Raw genomic sequence first — 16,265 nt, 5'->3', positions numbered from 1 at the left:
GACAACGTCTTCGTCGAGCGGCTATGGCGCAGCGTTAAATACGAGGAGGTCTATCTGCGAGCCTACGAAACCGTCGGCGAGGCGCGACATTCGATCGGCCGGTATCTCGACTTCTACAACGCACGAAGGCCCCATTCGAGCCTTGACGACATGACCCCGGATCAAGCCTACTTCAACCTTCCGCCGCTCCGCGTGGCGGCCTAATCTCGGCAGAGGCTCCACTTATCGACGCGGAAAGTCTGTTCAGACAAGCGGGACCAGCTCTCCCTCGGCGTCTGTTGCGCGATCCAGATCCGTTTGAAGACGCCTACGTCGGAAACTCGACAACAGCAGGCCGGCCATTCCACGAACCACATTCGCGGCATGCATGTTTTCTGTCGTCTCGATTGTAGATGTGAACCAGATCCAGCGCGCGATGAGGAGCAGAAACTATCCGCCGCTTATATGCGAACACTGAGCTAGCTCCTTTCCTCTTCGAACCCGATTCCTTTAGGCCCAGGTCCGGGCTGCGAACGGTGCGCTTTCGGCTCCTGAGGACAGATCTATTTGGCGAGAGGCAAGCAATTTGCATGACGCGTCCGGCCGACTTAGGTGTTGGGCGACTTGGCAAAATTGAGGAGAATCTGATGAGTCCGATCAAGAACTCAGGGCTAGGCCCGCTGGAAAACGAGAAACGCTTCGAAGTCGTGAAGGCCGATCGCCTCACCCGCATCGGTGCGGCGCTGCTGCAAGCTGCCGGCAGCCCGAAGGACGAGGCACAAGCGGTCGCAACCGGCTGCATAAATGCCAATCTGGCCGGCCATGATTCCCATGGGATCATCGCCATTCCGACCTATATCAACGCCATCAAGGCCGGTCACATCGTACCGGGCGCGGAGTGGACCATCGTGCAAGAATCCCCAACCACAGCCGTCATCGACGGCCAGTGCGGCTTTGGCTTTCATATCAGCTCCAAAGCGATGGCGCTCACTGTCGAGAAGGCAAAGACGGCCAATGTCGCGGCCTGTACTGTGTTCCGGCAAAGCCATGTCGGACGGCTCGCCGCTTATCCCTTAATGGCGGCAAACGCCGGCATGATCGGGCTAGCAGCCGCTGACTCCGGCCGCTCACCTAAATATGTAGCGCCCTTCGGTGGACGCGAGGCGCGGCTTGGCACCAACCCGATCTCCATCGCGGTGCCTTCTGATCTCGAGGCCCCTTTTCTTCTCGACATGGCGACCTCGGTGGTCGCTGCTGGTAAGATCCAGCTGGCGGTCGCGCGCGATGAGGAAATTCCCAGCGGCTGGATCATCGATGCCGAGGGACGACCCACCACCGATCCCCGCGATTACGCCAAAGGCGGCGTACTGCTGCCGCTCGGCGGGCCCCAGGGCTACAAGGGCAGCGGCCTTGCCGCGATGGTAGAAGTGCTGTGCAGCCTTCTGACCGGCCCTCGTTTCGGGATCGAGCCGAAGGGCCGGGACAACTTCGGTTGCTTCATGGCGGTATTCAATGTGGCAGCGTTTTGTCCACTTGATCAGTTCAAGAGAGAAGTCGCGGACTTCGCGCGCGATCTAAAAGCTACGCTGCCATCTGAAGGCTCATCCGGCGTGTTCTTCCCTGGCGAGATCGGATATTTGCGCGAACAAGAGCGCAAGGCAAATGGCATCGAAATCGAGTTGGCGACCTGGGAGAAACTGCGCGCTCTTGCGCGTGACTACGGGCTCGCCGGCGAACTCGATCTTGCCTGAGCAGAAGAGCGGCAAAAGCTCCGTGATTCTGACCGCTGCTGGATGAAAACCCAGTGGCAGGTCAGAGTGAAGAGATCATAAGTTCATGCTTTGTTGGCCAGCAGCGATTTAAGCGCAAGCTGACGAGCAAATTAATGTGGATATCGCTCCATTTTTGCCCAAAACATCAAACTAGGTTTCCGGCGGTGCCGCCTCCGCCTACGCGGTCACAGACGCAGAATTTCGGCGGACAGGTCTCTGATCTTTTCTCCATCAGGGCGGCCCTCTGATCTCCGGTATCTTTTTGAGCTGGGTCGAGACATCTTCGCGCGCCACGCCCTTTTCGGTCACCTGTTCGACAATGCGCTGGCGCGCATTTCTACTTTGCCGCCGAGAGAAGGACTTTTGTACGGTGGCTACTTCAGGGTGTCGGGCGAACATTGTTCATTTCCTCCGGGGCATTTTACTTGTCCAAATTTCACAATTTCGATGTACACGTTCGGAGCCTACTTCACGATCAATGGACGGACTTTTGCGCGAGATGTGCGTCGACCGCGCCTTTTTGCGCGGTCGGTACCTGAATCTCCGTGAGCTTCCGGATCACGGTTATTGGCGCCCGCTTCGTTTCGACGTTCTGCGCAGCAGCCATTCAGGTCAGTGGCAGCCGCGCTCGGTGGCACAGCGCAAGATGTCCAGTAGAATGGATTTCGTCGAGCTCGGTACCCGATTGATCGCTTTCTGAAGTCCATCACAAGGCGGCGTGGCTTGTGTAAAAGGCTGCGTTTCGCTTCAATCTGGCGCATGATTTCGGTATGACGCCAGCTGATTTAGGCGAGAAGAACCGTTGTGAAGCGGTAACATTCTCAAGCACCAGCGGCATTTCACGAAGGCACAGCGACTCGGGTCGCGCAGGCATGTCAAAGAAACTGCCAAGCACGCGAAGAGGCATTTCACCAAACAGCCCGAAGATGCCCAACGTTTTGCAGCCAAAAAGGAAACGGCCATGCGGCCTGCCAATTTTGACCATCTTGCAGATAAGTTGCGCAACTGGGGGCGTTGGGGCGAAGCTGGCCAGCGCGGGAAGCTCAATCACATCGGATCGGAAACGCTGAAGAACGCGGCCGCCGAGGTTCGCGATGGCAAGCTCTTTAATCTCGGTCTGCGGTTCGACCGCAATGGACCGCAGCTGGGACGCAGGCGGTTCAACCCTATGGTCGACGCGACAGACCTTTTCACTCCGATGGGGCCGGGCGCGCAAGGAGTCTGCTACTCCGATGACGTCATCCACATGCCCCTGCAATGTTCAACGCAATGGGACGCGCTCGGCCACGTCCACTATGACGGTCACCTTTACAATGGCTGCAACGCGCGCGAATGCCTCACCGAAAATGGTGCGCTGAAGATGGGCATCAACCATCTGGCAGCCCCTGGCATCGTTTCGCGCGGGGTGCTCGTCGACATTGCACGGCTAAAGGAAGTCGAGCGGCTGCCGCTCGACTACGCGATCACGGTCGATGATCTGAACGCCGCATGCGAGAAGCAGGAGGTAAGCGTTGGCCCCGGCGACATCCTTTTGGTGCACACCGGACACATGCTTTGGTTTCACTGCCGACGGAGACCGCGACGTATTCATGGGAATGTAACCGGGCCTCGGTTATACATGCGCCGAGTGGGCTTATGACAAATCGCTGGCTGCCGTAGCTGCCGACAATATGGCTGTAGAGATATTAGACGCCGAGGGATGGGTTCGGAAATGCCACTCGCCTTCCATATGCTGGCGCTGCGCGACATGGGCATGCCGCTAGGCGAGATGAATCTAGAGGCGTTGGCCGCCGACTGCGCCGCCGACGGACGCTACAGCTTCCTGCTTGCTGCCCCGCCTCTGGAGGTTACTGGCGGCCTTGGTTCGCCCGTCAACCCGCACGCTCTGAAATAGGCTGCACTTAGGACTGACAGGCTGGCCTCTTGAAGATGCAACGCCCACAATTCTCTGTCGAGCCCGCAACTAGTCGTGTCCTTTTTCGAGGCCTGCGTGGTCGGCCTTGGGCACGAGCCCTCTTGCACCTCGACTTGAAAATGCCAACCGGCGCTCTTGCCGAGGTTAGCAGTGAGACCTTCGGCCTCACCGTCTCGTGGGGAAAATCCGTCTGAAATCACATCAGCAAACAGAAGTAGATCCTCAAAGACTGACCAACTGCATTTCGGTCATTCACGAGGATTTTGCCGGAAGAATACGGGATCACAAAGGTGACGTCTTTGAACTAGTGTCCTGAACCAGAAGTTCGCAACATCGTCTCGTGTTTTGCCGGGGTATTGTATCGGCAGAAGCGCTCGATGGAAGCGAGGATGTCATCGGCGGACTTGGTCCATCGGAACGGTTTGGGATCGGCGTTGTGTCGGTCGATGAACGAAGCGATGTCAGCCCTGAGGGCGGCGACGCTGCGATAGATGCCGCGCCTGATCTTCTTATCGGTGAGGAGCGCGAAGAAGCGCTCGACCTGGTTGAGCCATGACGAACCGGTCGGGGTCAGGTGTACGTGCCAACGCAGCCTTTTAGCCAGCCATCGTTGGATCAATGGGGTCTTATGCGTGACGTAATTGTCCATAACGAGATGGACGTCGACTTCGCGCGGCACGGCGGCCTCGATCTCGTCGAGAAACTTGCGGAACTCGGCAGCACGGTGACGTCCGTAACACTTGCCGATGACCCGTCCGGTCGCAATGTCGAGAGCGGCGAACAGCGATGTGGTGCCGTGCCTCTTGTAGTCGTGGCTCCTTCGGGCCGGCTGGCCGGGACGCATCGGCAACATTGGTTGGCTGCGATCCAGAGCCTGGATTTGGGACTTCTCATCCACACACAAAACGATGGCCCGCTCTGGTGGCGAGACGTAAAGGCCTACGACGTCGCGCACTTTGGCCACGAAGTTCGGATCGTTCGATAGCTTGAACGTCTCGATCCGGTGCGGCTGGAGCCCGAAGGCCCGCCAGCTGCACCGTCGACACCGACAGGCCGCTGGCCTTTGCCATGCCGCGGGAGCTCCAATGGGTGGCGTTCTCGGGGCTGTTTTCCAGCGTCTGCACGATCACAGCTTCGATGCGGGCGTCGTCGATCGTACGTGGCGCCCCGGAGCGCGGCTCGTCATGCAGCCCGTCCACGCGTCGCTCCGCAAAACGCCGCCGCCACTTGCCTACCGTCGCCCGGTCCAGGCCCAGCTTGGCCGCCACTTCCTTGTTCTGACCGCCTTCCGCGCAGGTCAGTACGATCCGGGCTCTCAGAGCCAGCGCCTGCGCCGTCTTGCGCCGCATCGTCAGCGACTTCAGCTCGGCACGCTCTTCTTCGCTCAATGCCAGGGGGGCAAGTCGCGGGTCCGCCATCAAATCCTCCGTCGCTGTTTGCCTCCATCCTTGGCACAGCGACGCGAATCTACTGCGAATCTAAGATTGCGAACTTGTGACTCGGGACGCTAGCGCCCGCTTGTCGTCAGCGACGTGAGCTTTCGATTTGTGTCGAGTTCGGGTTGATGTCTCGCAGACTTTAGGCTGAAATGTTTGACCAAGACGCCGAACTTCTGCAAGAACGACCGATCGCAGCTACGATTCGGCTGAGGAGCTCGTCAAAAGCTGCACTTTCGTTCCCTTGGCCTCGTCTGAAACTCGGGGCGCACGGCCAGATGAAATTTTTGGCAGGCGGACCGGGTTAAGTTCCAGCCGCCATGTCCGATGTGCCCAGCTTTCGCGCCGCGCCTTTGTCATCATCTTCTGTCCGGTCCGAGCATGGCGGAAGCCACCGCTCCGGAATAATAAGGCGGCGCGTGCACCGCCGTGGCTCCGCTCCAACTTTGCGCCGTTCATCGCTTCCTGCTCTGTGTCAGTCAGAGTGCGCTGGCACAGACGTTGGATTTTCTGATCATCGACAAAATGGGCAAAGCTTACCTGAGCTCTCATCTGCGCCTTGCTGCGCATAGCCCAAACTCATATCGAGATTGCGATGGTCGGCGGGGCGCTCGCGAGTTTGCTTGCGCTCTGGGGCCTTTTCCCAGCTTTCCGCATGACGCCGAAGGCCCTCCTGCGATGGGGCGCCTGATATCGTCGCTCGGCAGCCTCGTGCTTGCCCTCTCGCCAGACTATGCCATCGCCATCGTCGGCTATGCCCTTGCTAGCCTCGGCTTCTCCTTGGCCAGGCCAGGTACCTTGACCCCTCCCAGGCCCAATTGCATGGCGATGTCCTTTCTGCATGCCCTCAGCAGCCAACAGCACCGTGCGTGCACGCTGCCCGAGTCGCACGTTGGTGAGCCTGGAGCGAACCAACGCCGTCAACTCGTCGCGTTTGTCGTCGGTCAGCTGTAGCAACTCGCATCGGGCGTCCCACTCTGCTTCGTGGCTATAATCTCTGAGCAAGAGCATATAGGTCCCTTTAAGAATGCGACACCCAGCTGGCCCTTCAGACACGTTGCTGATGCGCAGTCCGACTTGCATGGCGCGGCGACCACGGAGACGCGATCGCATCCCGATCTCGAACCAGGACAATTTTCTGCGGGATACGGCATCGGAGCGCAGCTTCTCCGCAGTCCCGGGCCGACATATACGGTTTTCGCGGTGCCGACTTGCCTACAATCGCCTTTTCCTTTGCAGCCCCAGGACGATGACATGAAAGAATTGACGGCGCTTGAGGCGGCTCGTCTGATCGCGGCAGGTCAATTGACCAGCGAGACCTTGGTTCGCTCCTGCCTCGAGCGGGTGGCGGAACTGGAGGCCGGCGTCCAGGCGTGGGAACATCTCGATGCCGACCAAGCAATTGCGCAAGCCCGAATTGCGGACCGCTCTACGGCCCGCGGCCCACTGCATGGCGTGCCGTTGGCTATCAAGGATGTGATCGACACGGTGGATATGCCCACGGCCTACGGGTCGCGCATCTATCGAGGACATCGGCCCGCAAGCGATGCGACATGTGTCGCACTCGCCCGGGCCGCCGGCGCGATCATTCTTGGTAAGACAGTCACGACGGAATTCGCGACCGGCGCTTCGGGCAAAACGCGCAATCCGCACAACCCGGCGCATACGCCCGGAGGATCATCCAGCGGCTCTGCTGCCGCCGTTGGGTGCGGGATGGTGCCCTTGGCGTTCGGAACGCAAACATACGGGTCCACGATCCGGCCTGCCTCCTTCTGTGGTGTGGTGGGCTATAAGCCAACCTACGGCAAGGCTGACGTAACCGGCATCAAGACCCTGGCCGGAGGCCTGGACACACTGGGGTTGTTCGCCCGCCGCGTGGCGGACGTCGCGCGACTGGCTTCGGTCGTCACGGGTGGTCGCATTGCCGCCGATCTTGCATCGCAGACGCCCCGCATTGGATTCCTGGATACCTCACCATGGGGGGCGCCCGATCCTGCAACGGGGCAACTCCTCGGCGAGACCGTGCGACGCCTGGTCGAGGCAGGAGCGCGAGTCCGGGATCTCCCTTCGCCCGTTGGCATGGCTACATGGTGCGAGATTCAGGATGGGCTGTTCAGCTGGCAAGCACTCCAGGCGTTCGCGTGGGAACGGCTCTTCCGGCGCGACGAGCTCCAGCCGAAGACCTGCGGCGTGTTCGAGCAGTACGAGCAGTCCGCGACGCCTGAGTCCTACGAAACCGCGTTGGGACTAGCGCAGGAAGCGCGGGCGGGATGCGCAAGCCTCTTCACCGATTGCGATGTTTTGCTCGTGCCCGCTGCGATCGGCGAAGCGCCCAAGGGCCTGGAAACTACGGGCGATCCCCGCTTCAATGGTGCCTGGTCAATGCTGCAACTGCCTTGCCTGACGCTGCCAATGGGCCGGGGCGCCGCGGGTCTACCAATCGGAGTGCAGTTGGTCGGCCAGCGCGGCCAGGATGCGAAATTGCTGGGCGCCGCTTGCTTCGTTGAGGCGTGTCTCGCGAGCACATGATTCGACGTCCAAGGGCTCTTCACGACAAATCGATATTCGCCACAAGGCTGGCGCGCACCAGACACAGAAGACGATGGCGGAGATGGAACAGCAGTTCGCGTCGCATCTTGCTGGCCTTTACCGCTTCTGCAACCATCGCGCTGCCCAATTCCTGATGCCGAACCGCCATCGCCGTCAGTTGAATTTCTTCGGCCAATCATCGCTCGTTTTCGATGCTCATAAACCCATCAATTTCTGCCTTAGGCTCACTCGGGCGCTTCACTCTGCTTCGTCACAACAATGTCACTGCTGGAGTATAGCTTTGCCGATCGGGTGAACCGCAATGTGTTGCAGCAAAATGGCTGAACCGCGCAATCCGGCTCAGATAAGCTTAGCGGATGCTTGCTTGTAACCGAACGAGAAAAAGTATCCCGCGATGCGATCCATCTCGGCGCCGAGCGCCTCCTTACGAAGGCGCTTGAGCACCCGCGATACGAAAATAGAACTCGAGCATTGTGCCCCTCTGGTGTTGCCGCGCAGGGGGGTCCCGCGTCCGCGCGAGAGGCACCAAATATTGTGTGGCGGAGGAATCCAGGTGTCCCGGCGCTGGCTGGCGTTAGGGCGCCTCCGCCACATAATGTCGTCCGACACATAAATGAGGGTCGCGCCCAAGGCCCTCCTGCACCAGCAATGCCAAGCCCTGCATGCCTTTGCGCATTTCAGTGTGACCGGTTGCGATCCAGATTCTTGCCCCCCGATCGGGATCATCGCCGCTTCAGCAGATCCAACGCGAAGACAGCGCGGTCATATCAATGCCGGCATCCACGATCTGCCGGAGTCAATCTCCATCCGCCCGCCCGCTGACGTCGCCAAAGCTGTCGACTGCACTGGCAGCGGGTCCGGCATCACCATGCTGGCACAAAGCCGGGCCGAGGCTCTTCATCACCCGGTCGACGAGACGGCGCGCGGCGTCTGCAAGCTTTCCAAAAGGATCTTGAGCTTCTCATCATCGGAACACCGACGAGGCCGGCCAGTCTCAACAACCTCGAACCGCTCAATCTGAGCACTGCAATTATTGCTGTCCATAAGGGCTGTCGCTGGGCGGCGAATACTCCCCAAGTATGGGCATCGAAAACTCCCTAGTTGGCATCCCAGCCTGAAGGCGTCAAGGCGCGGAGGCCCCAAATATCGCAGCGCCGTAGCCCCTTCAGGCTAGCCGCGCCCGATCGTGTCATTCCGAATTGATTCGGGGGCGGCGCGGATGAACCAGCTTGGAGATCTCATCATGATTTTTGACCTTCACCGTCAGGGCTTGTCGATCAGCGCGATTGCCCGCCGCACGGGGCGCGACCCAAAAGCGATCCGCAAATACATTGCGCGTGGTCTTGAACCACCCGCCTATGGCCCTCGGCAGACAGCTGGCCGGCCGAGCAAGTTAGCCACCCTATCTCGGCTATCTCCGTGAGCGCATCGCCGCATTCCCGGACTTGAGTGCCTTCCGGATAACGCGCGAGCTTCCCGAGCGCGGCTACACCGGCGCCTACACGGCGCTTCGCGGCCGCCATCCGTCCCGACAACGCACCTAAACCCTTGAGGTGCGATTTGAGACGCCTGCCGGGAAGCAGGCGCAAGTGAACTTTGCTCGGTTCGAGACCGTCTTCACCGACGAGCCCGGTGCGACACGGATCATTTGGCTGTTCTCGATGGTGCTCGGCCATTCGCGCTTCATCTTCGCCCGCTTCGTCATGTATCAGGACATGCAGACGCGCTGCGCTGCCAAATACAGGCTTTTGCGGCCATCAGCGGTGTCCCGATCGAGATCCTTTACGACCGCATGAAGACGGCCGTGACGAGCGAGGACGGCGATGGTCACAGCGTCTATAACGGTCACTCCTGGCGCTCGCACAACATTACGGCTTCCATCCGAGGGCCTGCCGGCCGTACCGCGCCAAGACCAAGGGCAAGGTCGAGCCGTTCAGCTACATCCGGCAGGACTTCTTCCTCGCGCGCAGCTTCCGCAACCTCGACGATCTCAAGACCCATCGATGACTGGCTCGCGACGGTCGCGAACGTGCGCGCCACGGCACCACGGAGAAAGTCGTCGCTGAGGCGTTTGCCGCCGAGAGGCCCGAGCTGCAGGCGTTGCCAGCAGGACCGTTCGGCGCGCTGCTCAAACTCGAGCGCCGTGTCAGCCACGACGCTCGTGTCGATCGGCGGCAACTATTGCAGCGTCCCGGACCGTACGCGGCGCATTGTCGAGGTGCAGCAATTGCCCGATCTAATCCGCATTCTCGGTCAAGGCGAAATCGTCGCCGTCCATCCCGTTCTGGAAGGCCGCCAGCGAACTCGCGTCGCACCCGAACATCGCCAGTCGGTCAATCAGTCCAGGTTGCGACCTGGCGTGTCCGAAGCGCTCGTCGGTCGGGCCGGCGATCACCTCCCACGAGGGTCGCTGGAGGTTTACCAAGCTGTCGGCAAACGGCTAGCCCAATCGGGAGGCCGGCCATGACCATCCACACGCAGCCGGCAGCGATCGACAGCGTCAAGAAACGCCTGATCGCACTCAAGATGCGTAAGCGGCAAGCCGAGGCCGTCACACGGCGTGGTTCCATGGCATAAGCGCGTCGATTTCGCTGCTCGGCCAGCCGTTGGCGATACTCTGAAGTGTTAGGGCGAGCCAGGCGAACGGATCGACGTTGTTCATTTTTGCTGTCTGCAGCAGTGTTGCGATGGTCGCCCAGGTTTGTCCGCCGCCGTCGCTACCCGCAAAGAGGCTATTCTTTCTCGTAATTGTTTGTGGCCTGATGGCGCGTTCGACGATGTTGGAGTCGAGCTCGATGCGACCATCGATCAGGAAGCGTTCGAAGATGGCACGGCGCGAGACGGCGTAGCGGATCGCCTCGGCCAGTTTTGATTTGCCGGAGATCCGCCGCAAGGTCTGCTGCCAGAGGTCGAAAAGATCTGCGACGATCGCCGCGGAGGCTTGCTGGCGCGCGGCAACGCGTGCGTCGGGGCTTTGACCGCGCACGCTCTTCTCGACCTGCCAGAGCTTTGCCATCCGCTCGACCGTCGTCGTTGCCACTCTCGAGCTCCCTGCAACATGCAGCTCGTAGAACTTGCGTCTGCTGTGTGACCAGCAGCCAGCCAATGTGATGCCATCATTGCCGCGATCGGGTCGCGCCAACTTGTTATAGGCGGCGTAGCCATCCACCTGCAGGATACCGCGATAGCCACTGAGATGCCGGACAGCACATTCGCCGGAGCGGCTGTCTTCGAAGCGATAAGCCACCATCGGAGGACCGCTGCGGCCAAAGGTTCGGTCATCGCGGGCATAGGCCCATAAGTAGGCCGTCTTCGTCGATCCGGAGCCGGGAGCGAGCGTCGGCAGGGTGGTTTCGTCGGCCGTTCAGCCTTCTTGACCTCGCTGAAGATGTAGTCGGCCACGATCTCGAGCTCGAAGCCGAGCTTGCCCATCCATTGCGCCATCAACTGGCGGTCGAGTTCGACGTTGTCGCGGGCGTAGATGGCCTCCTGCCGGTAGAGCGGCTGGCCATCGGCGTATTTGGCGACGGCGATCTGGGCCAGAAGCGCTTCCGTCGGAATGCCTCCTTCAATGATATGGGCCGGGGCCGGCGCCTGGATTACGCCGTCCGCGTTCTGGAAGGCATACTTGGGACGGCGCGTGACGATCACACGGAACTTCGCCGGCACCACATCCAGACGCTCCGACACGTCCTCGCCGATCAGCACCTTCTGCTTACCGGCATGCTCAGCCAGCTCTTCCGGCTCAATGACAGTTTCGATCCGTTCCAGATGGGGCGCAAAGCCCTTGCGCCGACGAGGTGCACGCTTGCCGTCCGCTTGCTCACGGCCCTTGCTGACCTGGGCCTTGATCGCAGCGATGCCGGTCTCGATTTCCTCGAAGACGAAGGCCTGCTGTTCATCATCGCCGTCCGCGGAGCCGGGCTTTTCCGATCGTCGGCCGAACCGGGCGCGGTCGAAGGCCTTCAGGATCTGCGTCAGCCGCTCGATGCGCGCATCGGCATCGGCGTTGCGCGCCTTGAGATCGGTGACCTCGCTCTCCAGAGCATCGGCGCGGGCCGCCTTCTCGGCCATGGCAAGCACCATGGCCTTCAGCGTCTCTACGTCATTCGGGAGGCTAAGATCGGGCGGCGTCATTGACCCGACCAGAGCACATTTTGCTCCGCTTCTCTCGCCCTTTCAGGCCGCTGATTCACTTCGCCGCAGTGCTTTTACCCAACAATCTCCGGCGGCTTGACCGCCACGGTCCGGACCCGCTTCCAGTCCATCCCATCCACCAGTGCCATCAACTGCGTAGGATTCATCTGCACCCGATGATGCCCGATCCGCGGCCAGCAGAACTTCGCCTTTTCAAGACGTTTTAAATAGAGGCACACGCCGGAGCCATCCCACCATACGATCTTTATTCTGTCGGCTCTTTTCGCCCGAAAGACATAAAGCGCCCCGTCGAACGGATCTGAGCCGGCATCGCGCACAACGGTTCAAGCGGTCCCGCTCTGCGGGTCCATTTCACAGACATAGAAGCTCACATCGGCTCACAAACTCAGCAGCCGATAGCCGATCGCTCACCCACTCCGTCAGACGGGGTCTCTTTGCCGCTTACCAAGATGCCACGTGCGCTAGAAATACTGGACACGCCGCTCCGGCGAGTTGAACAGGCTGAGGTCACCTGGATTGAGGCGCTCGATCAGCTGCTTATCGAGGAACTGACGCTGCGCGACAATCGCCGTGTCAGCACCGCGCTGAGAATGTCTCGCCTGACCACCGTCAAAACGCTTGCCGGCTTCGACTTCGCATTCCGGCCCTCGCTCGATCGCAATCGCATCCTGACGCTTGCCGAATTGAAGTTCATCGACCGCGCCGAGGTGGTCCATCTGCTTGGGCCACCCGGCACCGGCAACAGCCATCTCGCGACGGCACTCGCGGTCGAGGCCGTGAAGGCGGGAAAGAGCGTCGCGTTCGCCACGCTCAGCGATATCGTCACCATCCTCGCAAAAAGCCGAACGCGAAGGCACTTTGCGCGAGCGCCTGCGGTTCGTCGCCCGCGGCTCCCTCCTTGTCGTCGACGAGATCGGTCGTGCCCGGCAACGGCAATCTGTTCTTCCAGTTGGTCAACGCCCGCTATGTAAAGGGTGTGATGATCCTCACTTCGAACCGCGGCTTTGCCGAATGGGGCGAGGTCTTGTAGATGCCGTCGTCGCCACAGCATTGCTTGATCGCCTGCTGCACACGCCGTTGTTATCCAAATCGAGATCGAGCTATCGGCTCCGCCAGCACACGCCGCCCTCGTACCGGGGCTCGCGCCCGCTCACAAACCTGCCGCAGCCAAAGCGCCGCGGCCGTCCGCCTGGTAGGATCATCGACGATCCCGATAGCGGCTGATCCCCGAACCACAATCGCCGTCGCCTAGGGAAACTTGGAAGCCCATTCTCACGGAAAGTTTGCTGCCCGTTCACAAGGGCTGTTACACAGCACTCGTCTAACCCGACAAGGCGGCCCTAACCGGAGGGAGACGTTGGTGGTGACGATCGAAGTCTTGACGCCGAACTCATAAGGCGCCGCGGCCCGGCGCATGGAAGGAATAGAGCTTGTATCCGCGCTGGCGCTGCTCCCGGGAACGTATCTGCGCGGCGCGCGAAAGCGGCTGCTCGAAAGCAGCCTCGAGCTCGCCATGTTTGGCGTGGGCATAGCGTCCGACCATCGCCGCCCGCCTGGCGATGCGAAGATACGATTGCCGCAGCCGCACGTCGTGCGCGCGGGCCAGCCGATTGAGGCCCCTGACCGCCGTATCTTCGATATCTTCTCTCCAACAGAATGCAGAAACTACTTCCCCGCCGCAGGATATGAACCCACGTGAAAGTCCGCCTCGCTAGACAACTGTGGAAAATTCATCAGACGAATTTTGGAACTGCATCCGATACTGACATCGTGCTTTTTCGATAGGCATCGCACACCTCACCCGCAGTCGCAAACCACGCTTCCTTACTCGCCCGCATATGAGCCACGAAATGTTCAAAGTACCGGATGCGAAAGGGCTGCCCCAGTATCCACGGGTGGACGTTCATTATCATCAGGCGCCCATTGTTTGCGCCGTCCTCACATAAACGGTCGAACTGCTCCATCACAACACGTGCAAAGCGCGGTATCGGAACAACTCCATGAAGGTGAACAAACAAATCATCGACATCAAACATGAAGGGCAGATTCACGATACTCCCGCCTGACACGTGCATCAGATGAGGTTGCTCATCGGTAGGCCAGTCGCAGACGTATTGAATCCCGAGTTCGGCAAGCAATCGCACTGTCCTAGACGACTCTCCGCATTCCGAGCCTTTCCACCCCCGAACGTTCTGGCCGACAGTCTCCGCAAGGCCTTGGATAGTGGACTGAATGTACGCCCGCTCTACCTCCTCGGACATGGTCTCGTTGATGAATATTTCACTGGAGAGGCCATGCCCGACGAATTCCGACTGATCAGCCAAGCATTGGTCCACGAGCGGTCTGCACCGCTTGGCCACGTCTAAGTCCATTGCAATCGTCGGTCGGATACCGTTCCTACGAAGGACGTCCAGCACCCTAAACCCTCCGACACGATTCCCATATTCATACAAGGAAGTTCGGTGGACGTCAGGAACCTGAGGATAGGGCGAGGCTGTGGCCGCGACACTCGGAGGGACAATTACATTCGGACGCGGGTACCAATTGAAATGCTCGAAGTGCAGCATGAAGCAGACCGCAATACGGTGCCCCCTGGGCCACTCAAGGCGAGGCCTACTTGAGATGGGCGACCAATCATAGTAGCCGTTGTCCATGCGGGCCGCGGGCGACAGCTTGTTCGAGTTGCTCATTCGGCGTCCTTCAGGATCGGTTCGAGTTCTTCTATGTGACGCGGCATTGTGGTCTTGGCGTACCAGTCTGCAATTTCACCAGCCGTCGCGCACCACACGTGATCATGGCGAAGCACATAATCGAGGATCTGGTCGAGATATTTCACTCGGTGCGGTTGGCCGACGATGAACGGGTGCAGGGGGAGACACATCACTCGCCCGCTCTCGGCTCCCTCCTGAAAAAGGACATCGAATTGGTCCTTGCAGGTCTGTACCCAATATTCAGGCTCAACAACACGCGTCCCCGGCCAGAAGTTGAACGCATCGTTTATCGTTCGCGAGTAAGGAACACCCACGAGGGGACCGGCAGGCGTAAAAAGCGGGAACGGCTGATCGTCGACGAACCAGTCCGTGGTGTAAAGCAGCCCCGCCTCCTTCATCAGCCAAGGGGTGTTTGGCGTAGCGGTAAGCGCAGGACCAAGCATTCCTTTCATTCGCGTCCCAGTTCTTTCGTGGGTTTGTCGGATCAGGTCGCGATAGAAGTGTCGCTCGTGCTCAATATCCATCCCAAAGAGATATCGAGTATTAAACAGGCCGTGTCCCATGAATTCCCAGTTGCGTTCGATCATCGCCTCGCAGAGCCGTGGAAATTGCTCCAGTACAGCGACATTCACCGACACCGTTGCTTTGAGGTTGTATCGGTCGTATACTTCTAGCATTCGCCAGAATCCGACGCGATTCCCGTAATCATATAACGAATATTCCATCACGTCCGGCGCCGGTGTGCGGGACCAAGATTTAATATAGGGATTCTGGGCAACAGGCTTAAATTCGTAGTGCTCTACGTTTGGAACGGTCCAGAAAGCAACATGTGCGCCACCAGGCCAAATCACCGGCGACCGGCGAGTGATCGCACTGTAGCGCAAGTAATCGCTATCCGAGAGGCGGCCCGAGAAAGTCATTGGATGGGAACTCCATTTAGAACACACTCACGTGCGACTGGTGTCTGCGGCCCAATCATGCTTCAAGTGTGGTCAGTTTGCACAATATTAGGAACCTTTGACATGCTCGCGCTCGCGTAGCGTTTGAGCAATGACGGCCGTCGATTGCGGTGCGCGCCTCTTGATCCAGGTCAACCAGCGCTCCCGAACGCAGGTATCGGCGCATCCTTCGAGGGTTGGAAAGGTGAACTTGCTGTCCTTCGGCGTCCTTTGACGTGGAGCGCGCAGCAAATCGAGCAAGCCGGGTGTCCTTAAGCGAAACATCTTTGAATAAGCCCAAGCTGTTTGCCGGTTTTCCAGTATCCGTAGCTCCAGTTCTTTGACGTCGCGCCAGTGACAATTAGATCGAGACCGCCGACGTCACGGGATTTGCCTGGCCGAATGTCGCGTTCGATGTCGAGCGGTTTGAGCTTGCCGGCCATACGCTCCTTCCTCGCGAAAAACTCCATTGTCCGAACGTCGTCCCAAGAAGGACTAGCGCCAGGGCAGAGCCCACAGTTCCTTGCTGCAGATCTTCTCGGCAAGATCGTGACTGATCACGTCGAGCAGCCGCTCCCCCTTCTCGCGCGAGGCCGCGCTTGGATAACCGTAGACACCGTTGGAGGATTCGCTCGCGAGGCTGCGCCACAAATAGATGCCCTTGCCTACAAGTTCGGCGACCGATGGCGTGTGATTGCCCTCGGCGGTGCGGATGCGGTCCTCTGCCACGAGTTCAGGCCGCAACGCCATACACATCGACGTCTCAGCCTCGCAGGCATGCCAAAGATTGCTCTGCCGCTCGAGCA

15 protein-coding genes and 5 pseudogenes are annotated in these 16,265 nt (G+C 59.7%); 8 read left to right on the top strand and 12 right to left on the bottom strand.

The window, feature by feature from the left end:
• Together IVA82_RS40190 and IVA82_RS40185 are read left to right on the top strand one after the other, a co-directional pair.
• Positions 1 to 204 (top strand): integrase core domain-containing protein (locus IVA82_RS40190; RefSeq protein ID WP_247493420.1); only part of this gene is annotated, 204 nt, incomplete at its 5' end.
• 422 nt (positions 205 to 626) lie between these two features.
• Positions 627 to 1,730: an Ldh family oxidoreductase gene (locus tag IVA82_RS40185; protein ID WP_247493858.1), complete on the top strand. Its 1,104-nt coding sequence runs from the start codon at positions 627 to 629 to the stop codon at positions 1,728 to 1,730.
• A gap of 252 nt (positions 1,731 to 1,982) precedes the next feature.
• On the opposite strand, the gene IVA82_RS40180 is transcribed toward IVA82_RS40185, so the two are convergent.
• Complete coding sequence (locus tag IVA82_RS40180) at positions 1,983 to 2,150, bottom strand: hypothetical protein (RefSeq protein WP_247493857.1); 168 nt, start codon at positions 2,148 to 2,150, stop codon at positions 1,983 to 1,985.
• A 562-nt stretch (positions 2,151 to 2,712) separates the two neighbouring features.
• Here IVA82_RS40180 and IVA82_RS40175 point away from each other — a divergent pair.
• Both IVA82_RS40175 and IVA82_RS40170 read left to right on the top strand, forming a co-directional pair.
• Positions 2,713 to 3,390, top strand: a complete 678-nt coding sequence (locus tag IVA82_RS40175; protein WP_247493856.1) for a cyclase family protein — start codon at positions 2,713 to 2,715, stop codon at positions 3,388 to 3,390.
• Between the two features lie 72 nt (positions 3,391 to 3,462).
• Complete coding sequence (locus tag IVA82_RS40170; protein WP_247493855.1) at positions 3,463 to 3,645, top strand: hypothetical protein; 183 nt, start codon at positions 3,463 to 3,465, stop codon at positions 3,643 to 3,645.
• A gap of 325 nt (positions 3,646 to 3,970) precedes the next feature.
• Here the strand turns inward: IVA82_RS40170 and IVA82_RS40165 are convergent.
• Together IVA82_RS40165 and IVA82_RS40160 are read right to left on the bottom strand one after the other, a co-directional pair.
• A pseudogene (locus IVA82_RS40165) lies at positions 3,971 to 5,084 on the bottom strand (IS630 family transposase).
• A gap of 216 nt (positions 5,085 to 5,300) precedes the next feature.
• On the bottom strand, positions 5,301 to 5,672 hold the full coding sequence (locus IVA82_RS40160; protein ID WP_247493854.1) for a hypothetical protein: 372 nt from the start codon (positions 5,670 to 5,672) through the stop codon (positions 5,301 to 5,303).
• 684 nt (positions 5,673 to 6,356) lie between these two features.
• On the opposite strand from IVA82_RS40160, the gene IVA82_RS40155 reads away from it, so the two are divergent.
• Complete coding sequence (locus tag IVA82_RS40155) at positions 6,357 to 7,631, top strand: amidase (RefSeq protein WP_247493853.1); 1,275 nt, start codon at positions 6,357 to 6,359, stop codon at positions 7,629 to 7,631.
• 19 nt (positions 7,632 to 7,650) lie between these two features.
• On the opposite strand, the gene IVA82_RS40150 is transcribed toward IVA82_RS40155, so the two are convergent.
• Positions 7,651 to 7,827, bottom strand: a complete 177-nt coding sequence (locus tag IVA82_RS40150; protein WP_247493852.1) for a hypothetical protein — start codon at positions 7,825 to 7,827, stop codon at positions 7,651 to 7,653.
• Positions 7,828 to 8,265: 438 nt separating this feature from the next.
• Here IVA82_RS40150 and IVA82_RS40145 point away from each other — a divergent pair, with 438 nt between their 5' ends.
• Both IVA82_RS40145 and istA read left to right on the top strand, forming a co-directional pair.
• Entirely contained in the window at positions 8,266 to 8,673 is a 408-nt protein-coding gene (locus IVA82_RS40145; RefSeq protein WP_247493851.1) for a hypothetical protein, read from the top strand.
• Positions 8,674 to 8,871: 198 nt separating this feature from the next.
• Positions 8,872 to 10,119 (top strand): annotated as a pseudogene (gene istA / locus IVA82_RS40140) (IS21 family transposase).
• Positions 10,120 to 10,203: 84 nt separating this feature from the next.
• Here istA and IVA82_RS40135 read toward each other — a convergent pair.
• Both IVA82_RS40135 and tnpB read right to left on the bottom strand, forming a co-directional pair.
• Positions 10,204 to 11,789 (bottom strand): annotated as a pseudogene (locus IVA82_RS40135) (IS66 family transposase).
• A gap of 74 nt (positions 11,790 to 11,863) precedes the next feature.
• On the bottom strand, positions 11,864 to 12,127 hold the full coding sequence (gene tnpB, locus IVA82_RS40130) for an IS66 family insertion sequence element accessory protein TnpB (protein ID WP_247493850.1): 264 nt from the start codon (positions 12,125 to 12,127) through the stop codon (positions 11,864 to 11,866).
• Positions 12,128 to 12,259: 132 nt separating this feature from the next.
• On the opposite strand from tnpB, the pseudogene istB reads away from it, so the two are divergent.
• Positions 12,260 to 13,034: pseudogene (istB, locus tag IVA82_RS40125) on the top strand (IS21-like element helper ATPase IstB).
• A gap of 132 nt (positions 13,035 to 13,166) precedes the next feature.
• On the opposite strand, the pseudogene IVA82_RS40120 reads toward istB, so the two are convergent.
• From IVA82_RS40120 to IVA82_RS40095, 6 genes and pseudogenes are all read right to left on the bottom strand, one after another.
• Positions 13,167 to 13,437: pseudogene (locus tag IVA82_RS40120) on the bottom strand (IS5/IS1182 family transposase); the annotation flags it as partial.
• Between the two features lie 106 nt (positions 13,438 to 13,543).
• On the bottom strand, positions 13,544 to 14,134 hold the full coding sequence (locus IVA82_RS40115) for a hypothetical protein (protein WP_346659689.1): 591 nt from the start codon (positions 14,132 to 14,134) through the stop codon (positions 13,544 to 13,546).
• Between the two features lie 362 nt (positions 14,135 to 14,496).
• Entirely contained in the window at positions 14,497 to 15,441 is a 945-nt protein-coding gene (locus IVA82_RS40110) for a polysaccharide deacetylase family protein (protein WP_247493849.1), read from the bottom strand.
• Positions 15,442 to 15,528: 87 nt separating this feature from the next.
• The gene (locus IVA82_RS40105) at positions 15,529 to 15,720 is read right to left on the bottom strand and encodes a hypothetical protein (protein ID WP_247493848.1); all 192 of its coding nucleotides are present in this window, start codon (positions 15,718 to 15,720) and stop codon (positions 15,529 to 15,531) included.
• A gap of 11 nt (positions 15,721 to 15,731) precedes the next feature.
• The gene (locus IVA82_RS40100) at positions 15,732 to 15,902 is read right to left on the bottom strand and encodes a hypothetical protein (RefSeq protein WP_247493847.1); all 171 of its coding nucleotides are present in this window, start codon (positions 15,900 to 15,902) and stop codon (positions 15,732 to 15,734) included.
• Positions 15,903 to 15,954: 52 nt separating this feature from the next.
• The coding region (locus tag IVA82_RS40095; RefSeq protein ID WP_247493846.1) for a creatininase family protein at positions 15,955 to 16,265 on the bottom strand (311 nt) is incomplete at its 5' end.

This window comes from Bradyrhizobium sp. 142 (assembly GCF_023074015.1).
In the GTDB taxonomy this organism is placed as follows: Bacteria; Pseudomonadota; Alphaproteobacteria; order Rhizobiales; family Xanthobacteraceae; genus Bradyrhizobium.
This window is presented reverse-complemented; position numbering and strand designations above follow the sequence as displayed.

What these genes read in the sequence shown, in the direction of transcription:
- IVA82_RS40170 (WP_247493855.1), top strand. Translation starts at nt 3,463, where the DNA reads ATGCCACTCGCCTTCCATATGCTGGCGCTGCGCGACATGGGCATGCCG.
- IVA82_RS40180 (WP_247493857.1), bottom strand. Translation starts at nt 2,150, where the DNA reads ATGTTCGCCCGACACCCTGAAGTAGCCACCGTACAAAAGTCCTTCTCT.
- IVA82_RS40100 (WP_247493847.1), bottom strand. Translation starts at nt 15,902, where the DNA reads ATGGCCGGCAAGCTCAAACCGCTCGACATCGAACGCGACATTCGGCCA.
- IVA82_RS40160 (WP_247493854.1), bottom strand. Translation starts at nt 5,672, where the DNA reads ATGCGCAGCAAGGCGCAGATGAGAGCTCAGGTAAGCTTTGCCCATTTT.
- IVA82_RS40110 (WP_247493849.1), bottom strand. Translation starts at nt 15,441, where the DNA reads ATGACTTTCTCGGGCCGCCTCTCGGATAGCGATTACTTGCGCTACAGT.
- IVA82_RS40155 (WP_247493853.1), top strand. Translation starts at nt 6,357, where the DNA reads ATGAAAGAATTGACGGCGCTTGAGGCGGCTCGTCTGATCGCGGCAGGT.
- IVA82_RS40145 (WP_247493851.1), top strand. Translation starts at nt 8,266, where the DNA reads ATGAGGGTCGCGCCCAAGGCCCTCCTGCACCAGCAATGCCAAGCCCTG.
- IVA82_RS40185 (WP_247493858.1), top strand. Translation starts at nt 627, where the DNA reads ATGAGTCCGATCAAGAACTCAGGGCTAGGCCCGCTGGAAAACGAGAAA.
- IVA82_RS40175 (WP_247493856.1), top strand. Translation starts at nt 2,713, where the DNA reads ATGCGGCCTGCCAATTTTGACCATCTTGCAGATAAGTTGCGCAACTGG.